Source organism: Serratia sp. Je.1.23.a, from assembly GCF_051129805.1.
Lineage (GTDB): Bacteria > Pseudomonadota > Gammaproteobacteria > Enterobacterales > Enterobacteriaceae > Serratia > Serratia liquefaciens.
Genome location: NZ_JBCPSR010000001.1, coordinates 1049481 through 1075017, shown reverse-complemented (window position 1 = coordinate 1075017; position 25537 = coordinate 1049481). Strand labels below are relative to the sequence as shown.

The window sequence follows — 25537 nt, the reverse complement described above, 5'->3', positions numbered from 1 at the left end:
TGTCGGCGTTGCGTAAGCCAAATACCAAAAAAAAACGGGGAACACGCTATGCGTATTCCCCGTACAGGTCACCCGATCAGCCTTTAACGCTGACCCACCGGATGAGCCCGCTCATTGTGCGGCAGTTGCTGATAAAACTCGCGCCAAGCGGCGCCCTGCGGCAGTAGCCAAACCCGCTGATGCAAACGCGACAGCGCGACAGGATCGCTCAGCAGCTCAAGACGTTTGCCTTTCACCAGCTTCTCCGGCCCCAGCTCCAACGCCTCGTTCACTCGCTCTTCACGATTACGCTCGATAGCGCCGCGCAGATGGTGACGCGCAGTAGCCAGCGCCGTCGCCAATGCGTTGAAGGACGGGTTAACCACCGCGTGCATAAAGCCATTGCTCAATGCTCGCTCACGATTAAGCTGCAGATATTCTTCCGTCGCCAGCAGTTCACGCGGCGGCGAATACTCTTCCGGGATCAGGAACAGCTTGGCACGCTTGCTCTTGATACCTAACGTCGCACGGCTCGACAAGACCGAAACGAACGGCGACAGGATCAGCGAGAAGACGATTGGCGACAGCCACCACAGGAAGCGCAGATCCAGCCAGGCCATACCGCCAGCCCAGACCAGACCGAGCAGCATCTGTGAACCGTGGCGTTTAAAGGCTTCGCTCCAAGGGGTGTCATCATCGTCACGCTGTGGCGAGTTCCATACCACTTCCCAACCCAGGAAGGCACTGACCACGAATACCGTGTGGAACAGCATGCGCACCGGCGCCAGCAGCACCGAGAACAGCATTTCCATCAGCATCGACAGGAACAGGCGTATACCACCGCCGTACTCCTTGGCACCCTTCGCCCAGATCAGCACAATGCTCAACAGTTTAGGCAAGAACAGCAGCACCAGCGTGGTAGAGAACAGCGCTATCGCCAGTTCAGGACGCCACTGCGGCCACACCGGGAACAGCTGGCGCGGTTGCAGGAAGTACTGCGGCTCCATCAGGGTATGCACCACCTGCAGTGCGGTAGACAGCGCCAGGAACATAAACCACAGCGGTGCCGACAGGTAGGACATCACACCGGTCAGGAACACCGCACGGTGTACCGGGTGCATGCCCTTGACCAGGAACAGGCGGAAGTTCATCAGGTTACCGTGGCACCAGCGACGGTCACGCTTCAACTCATCCAGCAGGTTCGGCGGCAGTTCTTCATAGCTGCCCGGCAGATCGTAAGCAATCCACACGCCCCAACCGGCACGGCGCATCAACGCGGCTTCCACAAAGTCATGCGACAAGATGGAGCCGGCAAAAGAGCCTTCGCCAGGCAGTGGTGCCAGCGCACAGTGTTCGATAAACGGCTTCACGCGGATAATGGCGTTATGGCCCCAATAGTGCGATTCACCCAACTGCCAGAAATGCAGACCGGCAGTAAACAGCGGCCCGTAAACCCGGGTGGCAAACTGCTGCACGCGGGCATACAGCGTATCCATGCCTGATGCTTTCGGCGCAGACTGAATAATACCGGCGTTCGGGTTGGCTTCCATCAGGCGCACCAGACCGGTGAGACACTCACCGCTCATCACGCTGTCGGCATCCAGGATCACCATGTAGCTGTATTCGCCACCCCAGCGACGGCAGAAGTCGTCGATGTTGCCGCTTTTGCGTTTCACGCGGCGACGGCGACGGCGATAGAAGATACGGCCATGGCCATCTACGTCGCGGCACAGTTCCATCCAGGCTTTCTGTTCCGCCATGCAGATATCCGGGTCGTAGCTGTCGCTCAGCACGTAGATATCGAAATGCTCGAGCTGGCCGGTGGCCGCGACGGACTCATAGGTCGCGCGCAGGCCGGCGAACACGCGTTCGACGTCTTCGTTACAGATTGGCATGATCAACGCGGTGCGATGCGTCGGGTCGATCGGCTCATCGCCTTTGATGGTGGAAGAAATACTGTATTTGTCTTTGCCGATCAGTAACTGCAGGAAGCCCATCAGCGCAGTCCAGAAACCGGCCGAGACCCAACAGAACAGGATCGCGAACAGGATCAGAATGCCGGTTTGCAACACATAAGGCAGCAGTTGCAGCACCGACTGCATCAGATCCTGATCCCACATGGCCATCGGGTCGATCAGCGCCCAGCCCTGATACGGCAGAATCGTTTTCATGTACCAGGTGGCGATGCCGGTCTGCACCAGCATCAGCACCAACAGCACATAACGACGCATCGAGCCGACCACACGCCAGCGGTTTTCCGCCGCGGCTTCCTCTTTGGAGGCGTGACGGTTGTGTGGCGTGCGCCCCAGCAGAGAATCCCAGAAGCGCGCTACCGGGTTGGTACGCCAGGCTTCCGGGAACATGCTGGTGCGTTTGATTGGCGGCGTAGCCTTGAGAATGCTGCGCCCTTCCACGTCGGTATCGAAATCTTTGTCGCTAACCGCATCCGGCCAGGCGTCTTCGATTCGTGTTTTGACCGAGGCCAGCGTGACGTCATCGGCAGACAGCGTATTGACGTTGGCATCGTCAGCGCCCATCTTGCGATGCAGCGCCTCAAAAGCCTGGGCGTCATCCGCCCCCGGCTGTGGTTTAAGCGCCTCTGACCGCTCAGCGGTCAGAGGCATTGCCGCAAGATAATCCTGGGCAAGTTGAGTAGGCTTATTCATTGGCAGGTAGCTGATAGCTCCAGGTTTCCGACAGGGTCTTATCACCATTGACCAGCGCTGCGCGCATTTCTACCGGCTTCTTGTCGTCTTTCACTTTCAGACGCAGCGTCAGGCGCCAGCCTTTGGTCACTGGATTATAGCGGACATTGTTTTCTACCATTTCACCGTTGTCGCCGATGCTCACCTGAGAGGCAACCGGCGTAGCGCCGTCCAAGCCTTTCAGTACCGGGCCAACGAAGTCAACCAGGAATGCCACGCTGCCGTCTGGCTCGCGGATCAGGTTGGACTGCTTCACGTCACCGGTTGAACGCATGGTCTGGCTGACGTAGGCAATGTCCTGCGAATGCAGTTTGTCTTCGTCACGGGTGAAATGCAGGCGGTAGCTCAACGCCAGCGGAGTTTTGGCGTCCGGCAGAACGTCTGGCGTCCAGAAAGCAACGATGTTGTCATTGGTTTCATCCGCTGTCGGGATCTCCACCAGCTCAACCTTGCCCTTGCCCCAGTCGCCGCGTGGCTCGATCCAGGCGCTTGGGCGCAGATCGTAGCGATCGTCCAGATCTTCGTAATCCTTGAAGTTACGGCCGCGCTGCAGCAGGCCGAAACCTTTCGGGTTTTCGACCTGGTAAGTGCTGACGGACAGATGCTTCGGATTATTCAACGGACGCCAGATCCACTCGCCGTTACCGGCATGGATAGACAGACCGTTGGAGTCATGCAGCGCCGGACGGTAGTTCAGGGTTGGCGACGGCTGGCTCGGCCCGAACAGGTACATGCTGGTCAGCGGTGCCATGCCCAGTTTGCCGACTTTGTCGCGCAGGAACACTTTGGACTCAACGTCCACGGTGGTGTCGCGGCCCGGATAAACCACAAAACGGTAAGCCCCGGTAGCACGCGGCGAATCCAGCAGCGCGTAAATTACCAGATGCTTGTCGCCCTGCTTCGGACGTTCAACCCAGAATTCGCGGAAACGCGGGAATTCTTCGCCGGAAGGCAACGCAGTATCAATCGCCAGGCCACGTGCGGAAAGCCCGTAAACCTGCCCTTTACCTACCACGCGGAAGTAGCTCGCGCCCAGCAGGCTCATAATTTCGTCGTTCTTATCCGCACTGTTGATCGGATAAATCACCTTGAAGCCGGCAAAACCGAGGTTTTTTACCGACTCCGGATCGTGTTTTACCGAACCGAAGTTGAAGTAGTCCGGGCTGTACTTGATCTGTTTTACGCTGGTCGCGGTGACTTCATTGATTTTCACCGGCGTATCGAAGTACATCCCCTGATGATAAAACTCAAGCTTGAAAGGGGTTTTCAGTTTGCTCCAATAGGCTTTATCGTGATTGAACTGAATCTGTTGGTAATCCGCGAATTTCATCTCACGGAATTGAGAAGGAAGGTTGCTCTTCGGGGCTTCGAAGCCTTTTCCTGCCAGATCCTGCGCCTGCTTGGCCACATCATCTATAGAAAAAGCCCATGCCGGCGAAGTAAACAGCGTGAACAATACGGTCGCACCTAACCAACGTACGCTCGCGGCGCGTGGTTTTTTGGATAATATATTAACTAGCACATCCCCCCCTATTCGTGTGCTCAAATCATTTAAATCCATATTAATGGATTATTCAGCTTTCCGACAACATGATAAATGGATGGTTCATGTTTATGGCTCATAGTTTAAGCAGCTGACTAAACACCAGCGTAGCAAGCCGCGCATCAAGACGCTATGGAAAAATGTGAAACGGTATAGTAGGGTTTGTGATTCGATTTAACCATTGCCGACTTATTAAGCGTGTTAATGACCACTCGATAAAATCACCAGCGGTAACCTATGACTAAAGGCAGCAACCAACGCGAGTTTTTCCTCGATTCGATCCGGGCTTATTTGATGTTGCTCGGCATCCCTTTTCATCTTTCTCTGATTTATTCCAGCCATAGCTGGGCGGTAAACAGCGCCAGCCCCTCCTTCTCGCTGACGGTGCTGAACGACTTCATCCATGCTTTCCGCATGCAGGTGTTCTTCGTGATTTCCGGCTACTTCTCTTACATGCTCTATGAGCGCTACGAGCGCCACCAGTGGCTGAAGGTCAGGCTTGAGCGAGTGGCGATCCCCCTGCTGAGTTCGATTCCGTTAATAACGGTGCCGCAGTTTTTCATGCTGAAATACTTCACGGACAAATTAAACGGTTGGGAAAATTTTTCGCTCTATCAGAAAATAAATGTAACAGTTTGGGAACTGGTTTCTCACCTGTGGTTTTTATTAACCCTGTCATTGCTGACCACCCTATGTTTTTATCTGTTCAAAAAAATCAAGGCACTTAAAAATAATACCGTTCCCTACCCGATAAATAAAATGACCGGATTAGGAAACATCTCACTGCTCTTTCTTATTTATGCTTTATGCTATTCGGCCGCGCACCGTATGATTTTAATTTTTGCGCCAGCTTTACTCTCCAATGGTCTGTTCAATTTTGTGGTGATGGAGACGATGTTCTACCTGCCGTTCTTCATCCTGGGCGCCTATGCCTTTAAGTACGTGTGGCTGAAAGAGATTTTCCTCAAACCGTCCCTCGGCGCGCTGCTGGGTTCGCTGTTGCTGTTCATTGCCTATATGCTGAATCAGAAGTTTCTGGCTCACAGCAGCTATATGTTTGAGCTGGAAGTGCTGATCAAAACCCTGCTGGGGATCCTGATGGCCAACGTGACTTTCTCATTCGGACATAATCTGCTGAACTATCACTCACCGCGTATCACCTATCTGGTGAATGCATCGCTATTTATATATCTGGTGCACCATCCGTTGACCCTGATATATGGCGCTTTTGTGACGCCGCATATCAACAATAACCTGCTGGGTTTTCTGGCTGGCTTGGTGTTTGTCTTCTCTTGCGCCTTCCTGTTATATGAACTGCACAAGCGTATCCCGCTGTTCCGTTTCCTGTTCTCCGGTAAACCGCAATAATCCTACTGCCCGGCAGCCGTTTCGGCTTGCCGGGTAGCTCACGGTCATAGCTTCGTCTACCAATACCTTTATCATTTACCTTCGCACCGGCAACGCGCCTGGTGATTCAAGCACTGAGCACAGATTGCTCACCCCTATGACGAAAGTTAAGGCAAAGTTATGCTGGAGCATATTGCCGCGAGTTGTTATAACGGCAATGCATAAGTGGAAATCCACATCCCTGCCTTACGGTAGCGATTGGGCTCAATGAACCCTAAGGGACGGCCTTGTCACCATCGCGACAAGGCTTGCAGCATCTCCCTTCCGTCACGACAGAGAGGATTTTTAATGACTGATAAAGACACTTCGGCTCAGGAAGCCGTACCAGAGAACGCCACCCTACTGAAAATTCTTGGCCGGTTGCTTTCCGCACTGGATTCGTCGATCAGCGGCAAGGATCGCAGCATTCTGGTCGCCGAACTTTCCAGCCTTAACCTTGACGGTATCTCAGAGTCAGAAAGAAAACTGGCTGCCGAGCTGATCAGACGGGCCCTGCAGTCACTCGACCATTTATAACGCCTCGCCTGCAAACCATTAAGCCTCCTGGAGGGGGTTTAATGGTTTTTCCTTATCCGGGCACGGCAACGCCCACCATTTATTGCCTAAGCGCAATCACAGCAAGCTGATAAATATAGATAAAAGAAAGAAGTTCACCGGTTTCTCCCCACTTCCATATGGTTCTCCGCTTAAATGACAATAAAGGTCAAACTGTTTTATGAATCAGCCTTGGCGTTTTACCTGAAAAACAGGCTATCATCAGGGGGTATCTGCGCTAGCGCGCAACGCCCTTCCCCCCAGCCTGCAGGAGAACGTCATTTTGGATGCCAGCACCATTAACAGTTTGTTCATCATCGGTGCCGTGTTGGTGGGAGCAAGTATTCTTCTCAGTTCATTTTCGTCACGCCTGGGTATTCCTATTCTGGTGATCTTCCTGGCTATTGGCATGTTGGCGGGGGTCGATGGTCCGGGCGGTATCGTTTTCAGCAACTATCCGGTGGCCTATCTGGTCAGTAACCTGGCGCTGGCGGTGATCCTGCTGGACGGCGGGATGCGTACCCGAGTCAGCTCATTCCGCGTCGCGCTATGGCCGGCACTTTCGCTGGCAACTATCGGCGTGGTGATCACCGCCGGGCTGACCGGGCTGGCCGCCGCCTGGCTGTTCAACCTCGACCTGCTGCAGGGCATGCTGATTGGCGCTATTATCGGCTCCACCGACGCCGCGGCTGTCTTCTCGCTATTAGGTGGTAAAGGACTGAACGAACGCGTCAGCGCCACGCTGGAAATCGAATCCGGCAGCAACGATCCCATGGCGGTGTTCCTTACCATTACGCTGATTGCGATGATCGCCGCAGGCGAAACCACGCTGAGCTGGATGTTCCCTCTCCATCTGTTGCAGCAGTTCGGCATGGGGATTGTCTTTGGTCTTGGCGGCGGTTGGCTACTGCTGACGTTAATCAACCACATTAAACTGGCAGAAGGCCTGTATCCGCTGCTGGCCGTCAGCGGCGGCATTCTGATTTTTGCCCTGACCACCGCACTGGACGGCAGCGGCATTCTGGCAGTATACCTGTGCGGCCTGATGCTGGGTAATCGCCCGATCCGCAACCGGCACGGCATCGTGCAAACCTTTGACGGCCTGGCATGGCTGAGCCAGATCGGCATGTTCCTAGTGCTGGGATTATTGCTGAACCCGCATGAGCTGCTGCCGATCGCCATCCCTGCCCTGCTGCTTTCGCTGTGGATGATCTTATTTGCCCGACCGCTGTCGGTATTTATAGGGCTGTTGCCGTTCCGCAGTTTTACCCTGCGCGAGCGCAGCTTTATTTCCTGGGTCGGCCTGCGCGGGGCCGTACCGGTGATTCTGGCCGTCTTCCCGATGATGGCCGGCCTGCCCAATGCTCAGCTGTTCTTTAATGTCGCCTTCTTTGTGGTGCTGGTTTCCCTGTTGCTGCAGGGCACCACCCTGTCGTTCGCCGCGAAGAAAGCCAAGGTGATCGTCCCACCAGCGCTGGCGCCGATTTCACGGGTTGGGCTGGATGTTCATCCTGAAAACCAGTGGGAGCAGTTTGTTTATCAGCTGTCGTCCGAAAACTGGTGCGTCGGTGCCGCGCTGCGTGAGCTGAAAATGCCACCGGGTACGCGCATTGCCGCATTGTTCCGAGGCAAAGAACTGTTGCACCCCAGCGGCAGCACACGACTACGCGAAGATGACATTCTGTGTGTTATCGGTCACGAGCACGACCTGCCGGTGCTGGGTAAGTTATTTAGCCAGGCGCCGGTGGTTACGTTGGATGAACGCTTCTTCGGTGATTTTATCCTGCAGTCGGACGCGCGCCTGAGCGATATTTCACAGGTTTATGGTCTGAATCTGCACGAAGGCGTGGATGAACAGCAAACCCTCGGCCAATTCGTCATTCAACTGATTGGCGGCGAACCGGTAGTGGGCGATCAGATCGAATGGGATGGCCTGACCTGGACCATCGCCGAAATGGATGGCAATGCGATCAGTAAGGTCGGCGTAAGAATTGTTACTGACTGATCCCTCCGCATAACCGGTCTGCTGCGCGGCCATGCCCGCAGCGGACCTTTCAAACAGACGGAACTTATACGTCTAGGAAGGTTCTTAACCTCTGGAATAACCCAAACCGGGCATTCAGCTCCGGCGTTTTAACCTTTACTCTGGGAACATCGCATCGCGGTGATGGGTATCGATTTGAACAGTAAAATTCGATTTCTATCGGCCATGTTGGGGATCGCACTGACTGTTATAGTGCTGGATCTGGGCGTCGCCGATTTGGTCCATAGACTCTTAATTGGATAACGTTAACGTGGCACAGCAGCAAGAAAAAGACATTCTGGGAAAGATACTGGTTACCGTCTCCGCACTCTGCGTGATTATTGTGGCGGTATTGCTGATATGGGGATTTGTACTGGATTAATCCCCAGCCAGGCGCAGTAACATAGCAACACTACAACTACCGTTTTGTTACAAAACACCGAAATCACTTACCGGCCATTGCGCGTAAGCTAGACGCAGAGAGTTATAAAAATAATCCCTCATACGACTTAAGTGTTGGCCCGCCTGAAACGGGCTTTTTTTTTGCCCGCAACCCCAAATTTGGAGCATAAAAAAACCGCCGAAGCGGTTCTTTAAAGGCGATGGCGATCAGATTTTGCAGCCTTCGCAGTCCGCCTCGTCCTCAAGGATCTCGGGGAGTTCTTTCACTTTCTGCGCCGCTTTTTCTTCTGCTTGCGCCAATTCGGCATCGATATCAAAATCGAAAATATCATCACTCATCGTAAATTCCTCAGGCTTATCTGACTTCAATGCGTGAGTATAATCGACAACCGCGCGAGCGGAAACCCTCAGTTAAGCACGGCCACCTGCGGCTGCTCATCCTGCGGCTTCTTTGAGTACGCCAGATCGTAGACGTCATAGAAATCAATCTCGCCTTTATTAGCGATGATTTCCTGCATGCGATTTTTCGTCGCGGCACCGATTGTCGGTTCATCCAGCAATGCCTTCACCGACTGCGGCGACAGCGCCCGGGTGAAATACCACTCGCCGTTATAACAAACGCGCAGATCCAGCACGCCAATATCTTCAAAGCGATAGACCGGTTTGATTTCAATCAGCAGCATGGCGAACATGAACAGAACGAAGGCGGTGAAAGCCAAAAACGCGATGAAGCCCATGTAAGGAACCTGATACATCACGGCGATCACGGCAAAATAACCGGCAAACATGGCGAGACACAGATAACGGTGGTCGCGGGCAAACTCGCTATTGAAGCGCAACTTGCCGTCACGTCCTTCCTGTCGATTGATCCGTTCGATTTCTTTTACCAAGATGCTTTTAATCGCGTCCATAGCTACAACCTTATGCCTTGGGGGGACATTATTGCTATCAATAATCATTCCTCAAACTAACACAGGTACAGTTTGCCCAGGTAGATCAGTTATGCAATTTAATATCGGTAACTGTTATACCTGCTGTGGCTAGCGTTGCAGCGAGTTTTTGCCTTGAGCAAACATAAACATCCGCTGGGCGATATCGTCGGCCTGTTTGATTTTTTGCTTTTGCGGCTCGTTGCAGCGCTGAATAGCACGCGCATAAGCCAGTTCATGCGCCTGATCGATCATCGCAATAATCTTGTCACGCTCCTGTTGAGCCAGGTTGCCCAGCATGGTGGTGATAATTGCCTGATAGGCGTTGGAGGCGGCGGTAAGCGACTTCTCTCTGGCTTCGAGCGCCGCCACACGTTGCAATAACTCCTGCAGTTGATCGGACTCAGACATGGCGATCTCCTGTTGCCGGGCAGCGAACCTGCCTGATTAGAGTCTAGCAAAGATCGATTACAACAGAAGAAGATTAAGAAAAGGAGAGAACCCGTTACGGTAAAGCGCACCCGAAAATCCCAACAAGGAGCCGATAGTGCAAATCAACCCGGATGCGCTTTACGGTAACTGTTCCCGAAAAGGAAGCTGGCGCGCTATGCAGGACTCGAACCCGCGTCTATCAATTTTGTAGCCAAAATAAGCATTTTAAAACCAATCACTCTGCCAACTGAGTTAATAGCGCATTCCTTCGCTTCGGGACTTTATTATCCATATTGATACTAAGGACTCAACAAAAAGCACTATGAATACCTGAATTTTAAGAGAAATCCTGCATTTATGACTATTAAGCGTCCAGAGTGGTGATTGTTTTCATTGCGCGATAGTTAACCAATGAAACCTTTATTGCAGCGTCTGCTGCATGTTTATTGTTAGTTAAAGCACTGAATGCCACTATAAGTGCTTTCTGGGAAAGTCGTTCTCTCCGTTATGGACAACACTATGAAAGTTACTCCGCGCCGTTGGGCGTTTATACTGGCTGGCGCCCTGCTGGTGATTATTGCCTTCATGGCGGCGTTCTCTTTGCAATCCCCTTCTCAGGACGCCTATGTCACCGCACAGGTTCGCCTTGGCGATATAGAAAATGCCGTGCTGGCCACAGGTAAATTGGACGCATTCGAACGGGTCAACGTCGGTGCGCAGGTTTCTGGCCAGGTGAAATCCCTGAAGGTCAAACTTGGCGACCGGGTCACCAAAGGCCAACCGATCGCCGACATTGATGATCTGCCGCAACGCAATGATTTACGCAACGCTGAAGCGGCGCTGAACGTGGCAAAAGCGGATTTACAGGCCAAACAGGCGCTGTTGAAGCAGGCGGAGTCCCGTTTTAAACGCCAGAAACGCATGTTGAACGATGAAGCCGGCTCGCGCGAGGATTTTGAAGCGGCCGAGGCCACGCTTGCCGCTACCCGCGCCGAACTGATTGCGCTGAATGCACGTATTGTGCAGGCGCAAATTGAGGTGGACAAGAAGAAGGTCGATCTGAGCTACACCCGCATCCTGGCACCGATGGACGGCATTGTCATTGCCGTCATTACCCAGCAAGGCCAAACGGTAAACGCCAATCAGAGCGCCCCTACCATCGTCAAACTGGCGCAGTTGGATGTGATGACCATCAAGGCGCAGATTTCCGAAGCCGACATTACCCGCGTTACCCAAGGGCAAAAAGCCTACTTCACCATTTTCTCCGAACCGGACAAAAAGTACGATGCCACGCTACGCACCGTCGAATTGGCGCCTGAGTCCATCATGAAAGACGATTCGCTCAGCGGCGGCGGTTCCGCCTCAGGCTCCGGCAGCGCCAACGCTTCGGTGTATTACAACGCGCTGCTCGACGTGCCCAATCCGGAAAACCGGCTGCGCATTGCCATGACGGCTCAGGTTTCATTGCTACTGGGTGAGGCAAAAAACACGCTGTTGGTTCCGATTCAGGCAGTGCATAAAAACGCGGACAAAAAACAGCAGGTACAAGTGCTGACCGGGGATAACCGGGTGGAATTACGTGAGGTGACAACCGGTATTACCAATAACGTCGATATACAAATCCTCTCCGGATTAAAGGCGGGTGAACACGTAGTGCTGGTGCAAGAAAGCGCCAAGCCGGGCGAAGAAGGCCTGTTACTGTGAACACCATTATTGAACTGAAAGGGATTGGCCGCACCTATACCAACAGCAGCGAGCCGCTCACCGTACTGAAAAACATCAACCTCAAGATCGCCGCCGGTGAGTTGGTTGCCATTATCGGTGCCTCAGGCTCGGGCAAATCAACGCTGATGAACATCATCGGTTGTCTGGACGTGCCGGATCAGGGGGACTATTTCATCAGCGGCCATAATGCCGCACACCTGTCGCCGGACGAATTGGCCAGGCTTCGTCGGGAACACATTGGTTTTATCTTCCAGCGCTATCACCTGATGCCGGACATCAGCGCATTGGGCAACGTCGAAATCCCGGCGATTTACGCCAACAGCAAGCGCGACCAACGTCGCCTGCGCGCGGCACAATTGTTGGCGCGCCTGGGGTTGGAGGGCCGTGAGCACCATAAGCCCGGTCAACTGTCCGGCGGCCAACAGCAACGCGTCAGCATTGCTCGTTCGTTAATCAACGGCGGTGAAATCATCCTGGCGGACGAACCGACCGGCGCGTTGGACTCTAAATCCGGTCAGGAAGTATTGGCGATCCTCAGCGAACTGAACCAGCGTGGTCACACGGTGGTGATCGTCACCCACGACATGAAAGTCGCCCAGCACGCGCAGCGTATTATCGAACTGCAGGATGGCGAGATCGTCGCCGACAGCGGCCGTAAATCGCCGGTGCCTCCCCCGGTGATGAAAAAGAGCGCGCCAGTTGCACAAGGCTATTGGCAAAGCTTGCTCGACCGCACCCGGGAGTCACTGCAGATGGCGCTGAAAGCGATGAACGCCCACCGCTTGCGCACAGCGCTGACTATGACCGGCATCATTTTCGGCATCGCCGCCGTGGTTACGGTGGTCGCCCTGGGCGAAGGTGCAAAACAGCGCACGCTGGAGAGCATTAAAGATCTGGGCACTAACGTCGTCAGCATTTATCCCGGGCGTGATTTCTTTGACGACAGCATCGACAGCATTCGCACCCTGGTACCGGCGGACGCCGACGCGCTGGCCAGCCAGAGCTTTGTCGACAGCGTCAGCCCTGAAGTCAGCGCCTCAGAGAGCATTCGCTTTCGCAGCAAATCGGCGACCGCCTCCATCAACGGCGTCGGCCGCGATTACTTCCGCGTTAATGGTCTCACGTTGGTGCAAGGCAGCACTTTCCGGGGTGATCGTAATGCATTGCAGGAAGTGATCATTGACGAAAATGCACGTCGCTCGCTGTTCGGCGAGTTTGGCGTAGAGCCGTTGGGCCAAATTGTGTTTCTCGGCGCAGTGCCGGCCCGGGTCGTCGGCGTGGTGCAAAGCAACCAGGATTCGGCCCCCAACCGCATCAGCGTGTGGATGCCGTACTCCACCGTGATGTATCGCATGGTGGGTAAACCGACCCTGAGCAGCATCAGCGTGCGATTGAAAGATGACGTCGCTAACGAGGCCGCGGTCAGCGCCATCAGCCAATTGTTAACCCAGCGCCATGGCGTGAAAGACTTTATGCTGTTCAACCGCGATAAATTTCGTAAATCAATCGAACATACCTCAATGACCCTGAGTCTGCTGATCCTCATGGTCGCCTCAATTTCGCTGATTATCGGCAGTCTGGGCGTGATGAACATTATGTTGGTGTCGGTTACTGAACGCACCCATGAAATCGGCGTGCGTATGGCCGTCGGTGCCCGGCGTAGCGACATCATGCAGCAATTTATGATAGAAGCCGTGCTGGTTTGCCTGATCGGCGGTGTATTGGGCATATTGCTGTCATTCGCCGCTGGTTCGCTGTTTACCCTGTTGGCGGGGGGCATGCTCACCGCCATCTATTCCTGGCAGGCTGCTGCCGTGGCCTTCTGCTGCTCCACCCTGATTGGCATGATCTTCGGTTATCTCCCTGCCCGCAAAGCGGCGCGGATGGATCCGGTCATTTCTCTGGCCAGCGAGTAACTTATGAAAACCTTATCCCCTCTCGCATTATGCCTCGCGGCCTTGCTCAGTACCGGTTGCGGCAATGCGCTGAAAAGCGAGTATCAGTCTCCAAAGGTGCAGTATCCGGCCGACTGGCAGCAAAACGCCGAAGCCGACACGTCAGAACCATTCAACTGGCGTGATTTCCGCGATCCCCAGTTGGACCGATGGCTGCAGCAGGTGATGGCGGCCAATAACGATTTGGCCGCCGCCGCACTGCGCGTATACCGTGCCCAACTGGCGGCGCAGCGGGCTGATATCGGCACCGCGCCAAGTGTGAACGCAACGCTCAGCAGCGGAGCCAATACCACCCTTTCCGACTCCTCGCCTTGGAACAAAAGCAGCAGCGCAAATCTCGGCGTCAGCTATGAGGTCGATCTGTGGGGCAAACTGGCGCGGCAACGTGACGCTGCGGAATGGGCCAGCCAGGCCACGCAACAGGATTTGCAAAGTGCGCGTCTGGCTTTGCTCGCCAGCGCCAGCAAGAATTACTGGCGTATCGGCTTTATCAATCAGCGAATCCGCGTCAGTCAGCAAAGCATCGACTATTCCCAACAAACCCTGGGGCTGGTCAAGGCACGCTACCGCGCGGGCAGCGTCTCTTCATTGGACGTGGTGGATGCCGAACAGAACCTGATTAATCAGCAAAGCAGCCATCTGGCACTGCTGCGTGAGCGTCAACAGGCGCTGAACGAACAGACGGTACTGCTGGGTGCGCCGCCGGGAAATACGTTGATTGAGCCCGAGAGCCTGCCGACCGGTCCATTGCCGCAAATCAATGCCGGCATCCCGGCCAGCGTGCTGCGCCATCGGCCGGATATCAGTGCCAAAGAGTGGCGACTGCGTGAAACTCTGGCTAACGTGGACATCAAACGCACCCAGTACTACCCGGCCTTCAGCCTGACGGGCTCATTAGGTGCCAGCAGCACCGCATTGCTGGAGTTTTTGCGTAATCCGCTGGCAACGGTAGGTGCCGGACTGTCGCTGCCGTTCCTCGAATGGCGGCAAATGGACGTCGATATCAAAATCGCCCGCAGCGACTATGAACTGCAGGTGCTGGAATTCAAGCAGGCGTTGTATAAAGCCATGGCCGATATTGATGATGCCCTGTCGTTACGTACGCAACTGATGGCACAGGAGAAACACCTGCAGGCGGCATTGGCGCTGGCGCGTAAATCTGAACGGTTGAATGAAAGCCGCTACCGGCAAGGCTCGGTGCCGATCAATTTCTGGCTGGATGCGCAAAACCGCCGTCGGTTGGCGGAGCTGGCCGTGGATGAAAACCGGTTCGCTCAATACCAAAACCTGGCGCAACTCTATCTGGAGTTTGGTGGATCTGCGCAGTAAGGCTGAGCCTGGCGATCGCGCCAGGCTTTTTCATCTGGAATGCATTAATTTTGCCCGTTTTTACTGCAGTTCTTTCTATACTTGTTTCATCCCTTCCCAGACAAAAAACCACCATTATGAACAATAATTAATCTATTTATGCGCTAAATCGGTGCAAATTGATAAGATAAACTGCTAAATTTGATCGCCGCAAGATATAACGCTAAGCTATAGATGCAAAATAATTAGTCACCTAAATGACATATTCCCGGTGAAAATTGACTTATTACGTGACTCGCATCACACAAAAAAGGCAGTGGCGAATCTGGCAACATCGCAATAAGATTAGCCACGCTGATAACTGGGCAGAAGAAGTGAACGAGGATTGCGAATTCACGTACGACTAAAATTGATTAAGGGATGATTATATGAAGTTAAGAAAAAAACGACATAAACCGATGCATATTAATGACATCACCATCATCGATGACAGCAAGCTGAAAAAAGCCATTACCGCGGCCGCATTAGGTAACGCAATGGAATGGTTCGACTTCGGTGTATATGGCTTTGTGGCCTACGCCCTTGGGCAAGTCTTTTTCCCTGGCGCCACCCCTGGCGTTCAGATGATTGCCGCACTGGCGACCTTTTCCGTTCCCTTCCTGGTACGTCCATTAGGCGGTATCTTCTTTGGCGCGATGGGCGATAAATTCGGTCGCCAGAAAGTACTCTCCATCACCATTATTATCATGGCGGTCAGTACCTTCTGTATCGGCCTGATCCCCTCCTATGCCTCTATCGGCATCTGGGCACCGGTTCTGCTGTTGCTGGCCAAATTGGCACAGGGCTTCTCGGTAGGTGGCGAATACTCCGGCGCGGCTATCTTCGTAGCCGAATACTCACCGGACAGAAAACGCGGCTTTATGGGCAGCTGGCTTGATTTCGGCTCCATTGCCGGTTTCGTGCTGGGTGCTGGCGTGGTGGTGCTGATCTCCAGCATCGTCGGTGAAACCAACTTCCTCGACTGGGGCTGGCGTATTCCGTTCTTTATCGCAGCGCCTTTGGGTCTGATCGGTTTGTACCTGCGCCATGCGCTGGAAGAAACACCGGCCTTCCAGCAGCACGTGGAAAAGATGGAGAAAGACGACCGCAACGCCATCGAAAACCCGCCGAAGACCTCTTTCAAAGAGATCGCGGCCAAGCACTGGAGAAGCCTGCTGGTCTGCGTCGGTATCGTGATTTCAACCAACGTGACCTATTACATGTTGCTGACTTACATGCCGAGCTACCTGTCGCATAACCTGCACTACTCGGAAGATCACGGTGTACTGATCATTATCGCCATCATGATCGGTATGTTGTTCGTGCAGCCGGTCATAGGCCTGGCCAGTGACCGCATCGGCCGTAAGCCGTTTATTATCGGCGGCAGCGTCGGTCTGTTGGCTCTGTCTATCCCCTGCTTTATTCTGATCAACAGTAACGTGATTGGTCTGATCTTCGTCGGTCTGTTGGTGCTGGCGGTGCTGCTGAACTCCTTCACCGGTGTGATGGCCTCCACCCTGCCGGCGATGTTCCCGACGCATATTCGTTACAGCGCGTTGGCGATTTCATTCAACATCTCGGTACTGGTTGCCGGTGCGACGCCGACGGTAGCCGCCTGGCTGGTCGAAGCGACCGGGAACCTGTATATGCCGGCTTATTATCTGATGGTCGTCGCCGTCATCGGTCTGATCACCGGCCTGTACATGAAAGAAACCGCCAATAAACCGCTGCGCGGTGCCACTCCGGCGGCTTCGGATCGTTCGGAAGCCAAAGAGCTGCTGCAAGAAAACTACGACAACATCGAACAGAAAGTCGAAGACATCAATGAGCAGATTGCCGAGTTGGAAAAGAAAAAACAGACGTTGATCGACCAGCATCCAAAACTGGACTAAACAGCGTTCTAACGACAAGCCACCTTCGGGTGGCTTTTTTATTGCCGTAATCCGGTCAACGTCCGAACGTAAATTTGCACAACCTTCCTTCTGCGCCCCATGCGCGACCGCCGTTTTTCACCGGCAGTAATCATCGGGGTATAAGCGGCCACAGTGCGATTTCGGCAAACCGGATTTTGGCACTATTAGCCTGATATTTTATCCCGGCGAGGTTTGATGCTAGGCTTGAAATCAAGTTAACCCATTGAAGAAGATAGCCAATGAGTAGAATGGATATGCCGATCGTTATTGCCGTAGCCATCATGATTGCGATATGGATAGGCGCGTTATTTAACATTGGCGATATCACGCACGCCCTGGCGCGGATCTTCCACTGGATTGAGAGTCTTCGTTAAGGGGGCTTTCCGCCAGCTTAATGCATAAAAAAACCGCCTTTCGGCGGTTAGTCATACGGCTGGCAACTCAGTTGACCTGGCACCAGTTACGCTGCTTCACAATCCCGCCGTCCGGCGAGGTATAGCCGATACAACCCAGCACGCTGTCGAACAGCTTTTCATGAAACACCGGCGTTTTTGCCTTTTGCAGCGCCTTTAACTGATTAAATGCCGCCTGGTGATCGGGCTGACTGAGAAACTTGTCGGATGCCCAGACCATAATTGGCACGGTACGCTGTTCTTTCGGCGCGTGATCGCGCGGCGTGCCGTGGAAATGCATATTTTCCGAGATCGACTCACCGTGATCAGAGGCGTAAAACACGATAGCGTTACGGTTGCGCAACTGATTGAACACCTGCTCAAGAACATAGTCGGTGTACAACAGGCTGTTGTCGTAAGAGTTGATCATCGATTCCGTTGAACACGTATCGTCAATACCCTGGCATTCCGGCTGATAGCGAGCGAAAGCCCGCGGATAGCGTTCTGTGTACATATAGTGTGAACCTTTGGTATGCAAAATCACCAAATGTTTGCCCTGAGGATGGCGGTCCAGCGAATCCTGCAGTTCATCGATCAACGCAATATCATCCACGGGTTTACCGGCATTGCGTTTTTCCGCCTGAATGCTTTCTCGAAGAGCATAGCTGTCCGCCTGGGTCTTATTATAAAACCAGGCTTCGCTTTGCATAGAGAATAGCTCGGAGGAAAACCCCTGCTTCTTCAGCACCGAAAAGACGTTCATTTCCTTCAGTGTGCGCTGCGGCTCTTCCGATGCCCCGCCTTCTCTGACGAACATGCAACGCAGAGAGAGCTTGGTCGATGTGTCGCAAGAATAGCCTTGCAGCACCGCCAGGTTGGCTTCCTTGTCCAGATTCGGCGTATTGTCGCGCTGGTAGCCGTAAACCCCCATATGATCGCGTCTGGCACTTTCACCAATCACGAATACCACATAAAGATCATTCACGTCTTTTGGCGGCTGGTAGGTGAAATGCGCCGCCGGATCAAACAGATTCCGGCTGTCCTCTGCCTGGCTGTAGGAACTGTAAGTCAGCAGCCCAAGGGCCGAAAGCCAGTTAGACGGTGAATAGCTGCCGGCAACGACCCCGCCATAACTCGCCATCATCTGATTATTTTCACGGTCGTGTTGATCCTGAACCTGGCCCATCAACTGAAGCGGTAGCCAGCAGAACAGGCCAGCGGCCAGCATAATCCCGCCTTTTTTGACCAATGCCAGCTGATTGCCGCGTTTGAATGCGGCTTCGTGCATCGGGGCCAGCCAAATCAACAGCAGCGGCAACAGGCTCACCAGCACCATCCATACGCCAAAATGCCAGCCTACCGACTCTTTGGATAAATCAACGTCGGTGGTCATCACCGCCGCCAGAATGCCGTAGCCGATATCGACGTGGAACAACACCATGTAATAGCTGGCAGCAACCGAGCTCAGGACCAGCAGCGTGGCCAAAACACGAAACAACCGGCGCCCCAAAAAGGAGATAAGCAGCGTGATAAAGCATACGAGGCAAAAGGCCGCGACAATTTCAATGCCAATCGACAACAGGTTATCGTTATGAAGCTGTTGATAACGACGATAAAAAATAGGGATATTGAGTAATACGCCGAGATAGAAAGCGATAAAAAAAGAGACCTGCAACTGGGTCCAACGTCGGAACTTCTGCATTATTGATACCATTCCTGCCAAAGTGAGTTCATAGCCATCTGCCAGATACAGGTTGTTGTGAGAGTTTCTCTCCCCCTGCTACTGGGTGGTTATCTGACAGGTAATTTAGGCGGGCGTTGCCAGCACGGAGAAAAATAACGTTGTTATGATGTAACAATTCGTGTGCAAAACGGCTTTTATCCTTCCTGCGGTAGCGGTTAGTTGCGCTGCCGCAGGAAGATGGTTTATCCCGCTATGGCGTCAGGGATTGTTCACCAACCGCAGCGCTGGGTGCCGATGCCGCAGCCTGATTTTCTTCGCGGTACTTCTGCTTATCCCAGGCACGGAAGAACGGGTAGTAAATTGCCATTGAAATCAGCAGATTGACCACCTGGATCACCGTTCCCGAAATATGGCCTCCGGTTGCCAGATAGCCGCTAATGAAAATCGGCGTGGTAAACGGTAAGGCTATACCAACCGGCGGCGTCACCAAACCGGTTGCCATCGCGGTGTAGGTCACGATCACCAGCACCACTGGTGTCAGGATAAACGGCAGGAAGAAGTAGGGGTTCATCACCAACGGGATGCCAAACACCATGGGCTCACTGATATTAAACAGGCAACCCGGCGCGGCGATTTTCCCCAACTGCTTCATCTGCGCGCTACGGCTGCGCACCAGCATGAAGATCACCAACCCCAACAGGGCACCGGTTCCGCCGGGCGCTATCCATAAATCGTAAAATTGCTGGGTAATAATGTGCGGAATAGGCTGGTTGTTCTGAAACGCCACCAGGTTTTCCGACATATTCGCCAACCACACCGGCTGAATGAACACCAATACGATGGCATCACCGTGCAGCCCCAACGTCCATAACAGGCCAATCAGGATCACTGAGAAAATCATTCCCGGCAGCGTTCCGCCCACGTGGTGCATCGGGATACCGATCAGCGTAGCGATCATGGTGTTGATATCGCCAAACGGCGTGGCTTCGACGATAAGGCGCAGCACGAGGATCACCGCCAACACGCAGAACCCCGGGATCAACGCCAGGAAGGATTTCGCCACCGCCGGCGGCACGCCTTCAGGCATATTGATCACCAGATTGCGGTTATGCACGAACCGGTAGATTTCCGTCGACAACAGCGCCACCACGATTGCCACAAACAATCCCTGGCTGCCGATAAAGTTCATCGGCAGCACGCCTTTGACAATCTGCTCCGCGGCACCTTTCACCGGGGCAAAAAGGGTGTGTTGAGGAATGGTCATGATAAACGCCACTAACGAAACCGCACCGGTACTGAGTGGGTCCATACCACGGTATTTTTCCGCCAGCCGGTAGGCAATGCCAAAGCTGGAGATAATCGCCATGATGTCGTAGGTCGCTTTGACCGGATACAACAGCTTGTCGCGCCAGGCCGCACCGAATACCTCCCCCATCAGGTTGGCATAGCTCGGGATCGGCAAGTAGGCGAAGATCAGGAAAAATGACCCGATCAACATAAACGGCATATTGAGAATTATGCCGTCGCGTACCGATAAAATGTGTTTTTGCCCGGCGATTTTTAACGCCGTCGGCAATACGTAACGTTCCAGAATGCTATTTAAACTCGCCATCATTCCCCCTGCCCGGCCAAGCCGGCATCGTGATTATTATTATGGAATATCGACTTAGTTGAACTGCGGCAAATAGGCTTGGTTCAGGTTCAGCACCTCATCCAGCAAAGGTTCTGCGATACCGACGCCGCCAATCAGCGGATTCACCACCAGCGCCAACAGCGCACTCTGACGATCGCCATGCACCGCAGCCTCAATGGTCAAACGCTCGAAATCTTTCACCTGCTGAGTCAGCCCGTTCATGGCCAGCGGCAGCGGCCCGAAGCTCAGCGGGTGAGCGCCCTGTGCGTCGATCACGCAGTTGGTTTCAATCACTGCATCATCCGGCAGGCCCTGAATCGCGCCATTATTGCGGGTGTTCACCACCAGCACCTTGCCGCTGTTATTGTGAATGGCACGGATCAGCTCGACCGCAACTTCTGAATAGAAGGCACCGCCACGGAAGCTCAACTGCTCCGGTTTTTTATCCAGCGTTGGGTCGGCGTACAGTGCAAATAGCTCTGCCTCTACCTTCATCACCTGTTCAGCACGGGTTCCCTGAGCCGCAGCGGCTTCAAGCTCTTCTTCCAGCATGCCGGCGGTTTGGTAGAAATAGCGATGATATGGGCAAGGGATCGCACCCAGCGCCTGCAAAAACGCCGGCGGCCAAGGCAGATCCTTGATGTTGTTCATCGACAGCGTTTCGCCATTGCTCAGCATCTCCAACACCTGGGCGGTCACATCCCTGCCGCTTTGCGTTACCTGATGTACCCACACCATATGATTCAGTCCAGCAAAACGGAGATCGACCTGATCATGAGGTGCCTTCAGCATGTCGGCAATCATGTGGTGCATGGTGATCGGTACGTTGCACAAGCCGATAATCTTCGCCTTGCTGTAACGGGAGACCGCTTCGGTGACAATACCGGCCGGATTGGTAAAATTGATGATCCAGGCGTCCGGCGCTACCTCCTCTACGGTACGCGCCACTTCCAACATGACAGGAATGGTGCGCAATGCCTTGGCGAAGCCGCCGACACCGGTGGTCTCTTGCCCCAGGCGCTGGTATTTCAAACCCAAACGCTCGTCGGCAGCACGGGCAGCCAGTTGCCCGACCCGCAGTTGAGTCAGTACAAAGCTGGCACCGCGAATGGCCGTTTCCAGCTCGAAATGTACCGATACCACCACCTGCTCCAGCCCGTTGCGCTTGAGCATTCTTTTGGTCAGTTCGGCAATGATGCCCACTTTCTCGCGACCGGACTCTACATCTACCAACGCCAGTTCGGTTAATGGAACATCTTGATAGTGGGCGATCAGCCCCTCGACCAACTCCGGCGTGTAGCTGCTGCCCCCGCCAATTACGGTTATCTTAGTCATTGCTTTGCCCCTGCGGTAAACGGCGATAAAGCTCGATCATGTCGGTGGCCAGATCTTGAATCAGCATGGCGTTCATCAAATGATCCTGCGCATGCACCAGAATCAGACTGACCGGTATTTTCCCAACCCCTTCATCCATGCCAATCAGCTCCGTCTGCATGCCGTGCGCCCTCCCGATGCCGGCCTTCGCCTCTTCCAACTTAATCTCTGCGGCTGCGAACTGACCGCGACGTGCCAGCTGCAGCGCCGAAAGCAGCGAACTGCGAGCGCTGCCGGCATGAACCAGCAACTCCATAACGCTAGTTTCCAAATCCACCATCACCTCCCCGGCCTTATTTCAGGCGCAGCGATCCCGCCGAGAGTCATGAAATAACCCGCGGTCGATGAATAAAATAAAGGATAAAAGGGGCCAAGCCCCTCAGGGTGTTATCAGGCTAACAAGCCCAGCGCCTTATCCAGCACCTTGTCTCCACGCATGGTGCCGTAATCCATCATGTCGATCACCGCGACAGTTTTACCCAAGGGCGCAGCAAGTTCGGAAAGGCGTGCGTGTTCATATTTCACCTGCGGCCCAAGCAGTACAATGTCCGCACGCTCGACGATGCGCTCGAAATCCGCCACCGGCACGGCTTCAATCACGATATCCAGCGCCCGTTTTTGCGCCTCAGCTTTCATTTTTTGTACCAGCATGCTGGTCGACATGCCTGCTGCGCAGCATAAGACGATGGTTTGCATTTTAAGTATCCCGGTTGTTAGCCACTTGGCGATGCAAATATAAAACAGTTCCGTAACACTCTTGTAAATACCTTGATTCCATACGATTTGATTATGACTTTTGGCTAATCCTTTAAAAACAATGCATTAAAGAATTTTCATCGTGAAAATTTTTTTCAACACTGTGATCGGCGATCTAATTTTTCATAACCATAAAATTTAAAACCTGTCTTTAACGTTTAAAAACAAAGTGATAAATCACTACCTGATAAACAATGCGAAGAGCATCTCGTTTCAAATCTGTCCTGATTGAAAATTATTTTCATTAGCTTATTCTTCTGGTTATCGCTTTATGCCGTGTGAAAAACAGGCTAATTTGAAGCACAGACCGCCGGTTGGCATTACAGAAGGGACACTGCAGTCATGGATCTCGTTTACCACATTCAGTTTCGCCAGGATCCGTTCAGCCGCCAGGAAGCAAAAGTTGCCCGAGCCATACTGGACAACCCGGGGTTTACATCAACAGCAACCATTGCGCAATTGGCAGAGCGAGCAGGTGTCAGCACCGAGATCGTCGCTCATTTTGCCCAATCCCTTGGCTGTCAGGATCTTAACGACTTTATCGCGCTAATGCGCTCCCCGTCGACGGCAACACCTCCACCTACTGAGGTAGCCCAACCCGTGCTCGGCGGCATGGATATCGCCTTTGCCTCCGCGGCCGGCATCGGCAAACTGCCTGGCGTCAGCTCCACCACCCTCAGCCGTTTTGCTAAATCCATCGGTTGTGAAGATATTGGCGACATCGTCTATCAGATCCGCGCACGACAAAATCAGTTCAGTCAGCAGGAGGCCAAAGTCGCACAGACCATTTTGGACGATATTGCCTTCGCCTCCTCCGCCACCATCGAATTGCTGGCCAACCAAGCGGGGGTCAGCCCGGCCACCATTACCCGATTTGCCAAAACCATTGGCTGCGATGATATTCGCGATCTGCGCATGAAACTGGCTCAGGCCAGCGTGAGCGGCTCACGCTATTTGACCGCCCAAGCCACGCCTAATGGCCCACCGCGGCTGTGGCTACAGCGCGTCAACGACGTGGAAACCACCTTGCATCAACAGCTGCAACAAGTAGAACATGCAGCGCTGATCGATGCTTGCCAGCAGCTGAGCCAATCCAAGAGCGTGCATATTTTCGGCGTAAACAGCATGGCGCTTTATGCCAATGAGCTGCAACAGCGCCTGGTGGGCCTGGGTTACCCTGCATTTATCTGCCAGGACGCGGCGCTGATGCGCATGACGGCCTCCACGCTCAGCACGCAACAGTGCGTGATCCTGCTGTCTATGAGTGGGGAAAACAGCGATTTGCTGAACGCGGCCAAACTGACCGGCGCGACCGGTGCTTATCGCATCGCCCTAACCCCTGCGGGCACTACGCTGGCCGGGCTGGCGGATAAGGTGTTGCCGCTCAGCGGCGGCAGTACAGCACGCTATGGACTGATGCTGACTCTCGACCTGCTGCTGGCGCAGTTATTGCCCGAAAGCCTGGGGTCGCAGACAGAAGATTGAGTCTCTGCCACCGCGCCGTTTGCCGGGCTTTCAATGGTAAATATCGCCGCTGCGGCGCTGGCCTGAGGTTTTTCCTAATTAGCAGTTTGGCTTACAACTGCCTATTGATGGGAATATTCTTACTACGTTATCGTTAACATTCCACTTAGATATCAGCCTAAGTGAAATTTGCACGACTTTATTTTTTTAATGGCTTCTCTGCCAGCTTCGGCTGGCACTTTAAATTTCACCAGCGGTAAAATTCTATGATCGATTACTCCCTTTACGGTCTCCACGATAGAGATATCGAGACATACCGTGAACAAATATACAGCCTGCTCGGCAAAGGCGTTATTCAGGTGCTTTCCGCGAACAAACCCATCAGCAAGCAAAACATTCTCGCCTATCTCATCGCTGAAATTGAAAGGCAACCCGACGAGTACTGTCAGAAACTGCACAGAGCGGCAATCGAGGTTATTGGGATCAACGCTCGCTAAGGAGAAGCATGCGCAAATCGGATCTGTGCGCGATCATTTCCATCGCCGTCGTCGTGGCCGTGATGTGGGTGGCAAACTGCAGTGCGAATGGGCTTCCGTTCCTGGGCACCGGAGGTTAGGTTCTAAGGCCTGGAACAGGCAGTATCCGGCGATCGGCACAGCGATCAAACAGCCGGATATGGCTTGATTGGGTTATCGAAAGAGATTCACACTGGCCAAAGGGTTCGGCCCGGCAATAAATCGACGATGTTGCCTAACGGCATTCACCGGTGATGGCATTTTTCCCTTGAGGGCAAACATCGGAGCTTTGCGGGATCACACCCAGGAACGATCCAAAAGACCCCGAACACCCAGATAGCATGACAATCGCCAATAAAAATAACCCCCCTCTCATCCAACACTCCTTATCTATTGCACTATCTGGTTATAGTTCACTTATCGCCAACCGTCTTTAAAAAACGGCCATGCATCCATGTTTAAAACTGACAGCCGGATGATAGTCCCTATTGTAGGCAACAGTAAATTGTTCAAGGCACGAGAACAGAATAAAACTGGAAGAGAAAAATCGTGGAAAGGGGAATTTCAGGCACAAAAAAACCGCCTTCCGGCGGTCACGACATTACTACTTATTGCTTTGATTATTCTGGAATTTATTTTCCTGGTACCCGGGGCGGGACTTGAACCCGCACAGCCATAAGCCGAGGGATTTTAAATCCCTTGTGTCTACCGATTTCACCACCCGGGCTCGGGAAAATTGGAGGCGCGTTCCGGAGTCGAACCGGACTAGACGGATTTGCAATCCGCTACATAACCGCTTTGTTAACGCGCCTAAATTCTTGTTTG

Annotated in this window: 22 protein-coding genes and 3 tRNA genes; 12 read left to right on the top strand and 13 right to left on the bottom strand. The window is 53.5% G+C overall.

The window, feature by feature from the left end; translation table 11 throughout:
• Positions 1-83: 83 nt before the first annotated feature.
• Both mdoH and AAZT04_RS05140 read right to left on the bottom strand, forming a co-directional pair.
• Positions 84-2645 carry a glucans biosynthesis glucosyltransferase MdoH gene (mdoH, locus tag AAZT04_RS05145; protein WP_434679167.1) on the bottom strand — a complete coding sequence of 854 codons (2562 nt, stop codon included), beginning with the start codon at positions 2643-2645 and terminating at the stop codon, positions 84-86.
• Complete coding sequence (locus AAZT04_RS05140) at positions 2638-4206, bottom strand: glucan biosynthesis protein G (protein WP_020826302.1); 1569 nt, start codon at positions 4204-4206, stop codon at positions 2638-2640. The genes mdoH and AAZT04_RS05140 overlap by 8 nt, the downstream gene beginning before the upstream one ends.
• Positions 4207-4464: 258 nt before the next feature.
• Between AAZT04_RS05140 and mdoC the strand changes: the two genes are divergently transcribed.
• From mdoC to AAZT04_RS05120, 4 genes are all read left to right on the top strand, one after another.
• Positions 4465-5595 carry a glucans biosynthesis protein MdoC gene (gene mdoC / locus AAZT04_RS05135; protein WP_262259112.1) on the top strand — a complete coding sequence of 377 codons (1131 nt, stop codon included), beginning with the start codon at positions 4465-4467 and terminating at the stop codon, positions 5593-5595.
• Positions 5596-5922: 327 nt separating this feature from the next.
• A complete protein-coding gene (locus AAZT04_RS05130; protein ID WP_020826300.1) occupies positions 5923-6150 on the top strand; it encodes a hypothetical protein in 228 nt (75 codons plus the stop codon).
• Positions 6151-6451: 301 nt separating this feature from the next.
• Positions 6452-8173, top strand: coding sequence for a potassium/proton antiporter (locus AAZT04_RS05125; protein ID WP_020826299.1), 1722 nt, complete (start codon positions 6452-6454; stop codon positions 8171-8173).
• A gap of 274 nt (positions 8174-8447) precedes the next feature.
• Entirely contained in the window at positions 8448-8573 is a 126-nt protein-coding gene (locus AAZT04_RS05120) for a hypothetical protein (RefSeq protein WP_255417459.1), read from the top strand.
• Positions 8574-8800: 227 nt separating this feature from the next.
• On the opposite strand, the gene AAZT04_RS05115 is transcribed toward AAZT04_RS05120, so the two are convergent.
• The 4 genes from AAZT04_RS05115 to AAZT04_RS05100 all read right to left on the bottom strand — a co-directional run bounded on the left by AAZT04_RS05115 (position 8801) and on the right by AAZT04_RS05100 (position 10216).
• Complete coding sequence (locus AAZT04_RS05115; protein WP_012006291.1) at positions 8801-8932, bottom strand: hypothetical protein; 132 nt, start codon at positions 8930-8932, stop codon at positions 8801-8803.
• A 68-nt stretch (positions 8933-9000) separates the two neighbouring features.
• Entirely contained in the window at positions 9001-9504 is a 504-nt protein-coding gene (locus tag AAZT04_RS05110; RefSeq protein ID WP_020826298.1) for a YlaC family protein, read from the bottom strand.
• A gap of 129 nt (positions 9505-9633) precedes the next feature.
• Positions 9634-9933, bottom strand: coding sequence for a hypothetical protein (locus AAZT04_RS05105; protein WP_020826297.1), 300 nt, complete (start codon positions 9931-9933; stop codon positions 9634-9636).
• A 187-nt stretch (positions 9934-10120) separates the two neighbouring features.
• Positions 10121-10216: transfer RNA gene (locus tag AAZT04_RS05100), tRNA-OTHER, on the bottom strand.
• A 257-nt stretch (positions 10217-10473) separates the two neighbouring features.
• On the opposite strand from AAZT04_RS05100, the gene AAZT04_RS05095 reads away from it, so the two are divergent.
• The 5 genes from AAZT04_RS05095 to AAZT04_RS05075 all read left to right on the top strand — a co-directional run bounded on the left by AAZT04_RS05095 (position 10474) and on the right by AAZT04_RS05075 (position 17268).
• The gene (locus tag AAZT04_RS05095) at positions 10474-11658 is read left to right on the top strand and encodes an efflux RND transporter periplasmic adaptor subunit (protein ID WP_434679162.1); all 1185 of its coding nucleotides are present in this window, start codon (positions 10474-10476) and stop codon (positions 11656-11658) included.
• A complete protein-coding gene (locus tag AAZT04_RS05090) occupies positions 11655-13595 on the top strand; it encodes a MacB family efflux pump subunit (RefSeq protein ID WP_434679160.1) in 1941 nt (646 codons plus the stop codon). Before AAZT04_RS05095 ends, AAZT04_RS05090 begins: the two co-directional genes overlap by 4 nt.
• Before the next feature lie 3 nt (positions 13596-13598).
• Entirely contained in the window at positions 13599-14963 is a 1365-nt protein-coding gene (locus AAZT04_RS05085; protein WP_129982515.1) for a TolC family protein, read from the top strand.
• Positions 14964-15370: 407 nt separating this feature from the next.
• Positions 15371-16873 (top strand): glycine betaine/L-proline transporter ProP, encoded by a 1503-nt coding sequence (gene proP, locus AAZT04_RS05080; protein WP_020826248.1) that lies wholly within the window; start codon positions 15371-15373, stop codon positions 16871-16873.
• Positions 16874-17133: 260 nt separating this feature from the next.
• Positions 17134-17268, top strand: a complete 135-nt coding sequence (locus tag AAZT04_RS05075; RefSeq protein ID WP_020826247.1) for a hypothetical protein — start codon at positions 17134-17136, stop codon at positions 17266-17268.
• Between the two features lie 67 nt (positions 17269-17335).
• Here AAZT04_RS05075 and eptB read toward each other — a convergent pair whose 3' ends face one another.
• The 5 genes from eptB to AAZT04_RS05050 form a co-directional block, all read right to left on the bottom strand.
• Positions 17336-18988 (bottom strand): kdo(2)-lipid A phosphoethanolamine 7''-transferase, encoded by a 1653-nt coding sequence (gene eptB, locus AAZT04_RS05070; RefSeq protein ID WP_020826246.1) that lies wholly within the window; start codon positions 18986-18988, stop codon positions 17336-17338.
• A gap of 232 nt (positions 18989-19220) precedes the next feature.
• Positions 19221-20582, bottom strand: coding sequence for a PTS cellobiose transporter subunit IIC (gene celB / locus AAZT04_RS05065; protein WP_129940268.1), 1362 nt, complete (start codon positions 20580-20582; stop codon positions 19221-19223).
• Positions 20583-20636: 54 nt separating this feature from the next.
• Positions 20637-21938, bottom strand: coding sequence for a 6-phospho-beta-glucosidase (locus AAZT04_RS05060; protein ID WP_129982514.1), 1302 nt, complete (start codon positions 21936-21938; stop codon positions 20637-20639).
• Positions 21931-22257, bottom strand: coding sequence for a PTS lactose/cellobiose transporter subunit IIA (locus AAZT04_RS05055; RefSeq protein ID WP_020826243.1), 327 nt, complete (start codon positions 22255-22257; stop codon positions 21931-21933). Before AAZT04_RS05055 ends, AAZT04_RS05060 begins: the two co-directional genes overlap by 8 nt.
• A 110-nt stretch (positions 22258-22367) precedes the next feature.
• Positions 22368-22673: a PTS sugar transporter subunit IIB gene (locus AAZT04_RS05050; RefSeq protein WP_020826242.1), complete on the bottom strand. Its 306-nt coding sequence runs from the start codon at positions 22671-22673 to the stop codon at positions 22368-22370.
• A gap of 402 nt (positions 22674-23075) precedes the next feature.
• On the opposite strand from AAZT04_RS05050, the gene AAZT04_RS05045 reads away from it, so the two are divergent.
• The 3 genes from AAZT04_RS05045 (at position 23076) to AAZT04_RS05035 (ending at position 25391) form a co-directional block, all read left to right on the top strand.
• A complete protein-coding gene (locus AAZT04_RS05045; protein ID WP_129982513.1) occupies positions 23076-24218 on the top strand; it encodes an SIS domain-containing protein in 1143 nt (380 codons plus the stop codon).
• A 245-nt stretch (positions 24219-24463) separates the two neighbouring features.
• Positions 24464-24694: a biofilm development regulator YmgB/AriR family protein gene (locus AAZT04_RS05040; RefSeq protein ID WP_020826240.1), complete on the top strand. Its 231-nt coding sequence runs from the start codon at positions 24464-24466 to the stop codon at positions 24692-24694.
• Positions 24695-25166: 472 nt separating this feature from the next.
• A complete protein-coding gene (locus AAZT04_RS05035) occupies positions 25167-25391 on the top strand; it encodes a hypothetical protein (RefSeq protein ID WP_071844564.1) in 225 nt (74 codons plus the stop codon).
• On the opposite strand, the gene AAZT04_RS05030 is transcribed toward AAZT04_RS05035, so the two are convergent.
• Positions 25354-25439 (bottom strand) — tRNA-Leu (locus AAZT04_RS05030). The genes AAZT04_RS05035 and AAZT04_RS05030 overlap by 38 nt on opposite strands.
• Positions 25440-25449: 10 nt before the next feature.
• Positions 25450-25523: transfer RNA gene (locus AAZT04_RS05025), tRNA-Cys, on the bottom strand.
• Positions 25524-25537: the final 14 nt, after the last annotated feature.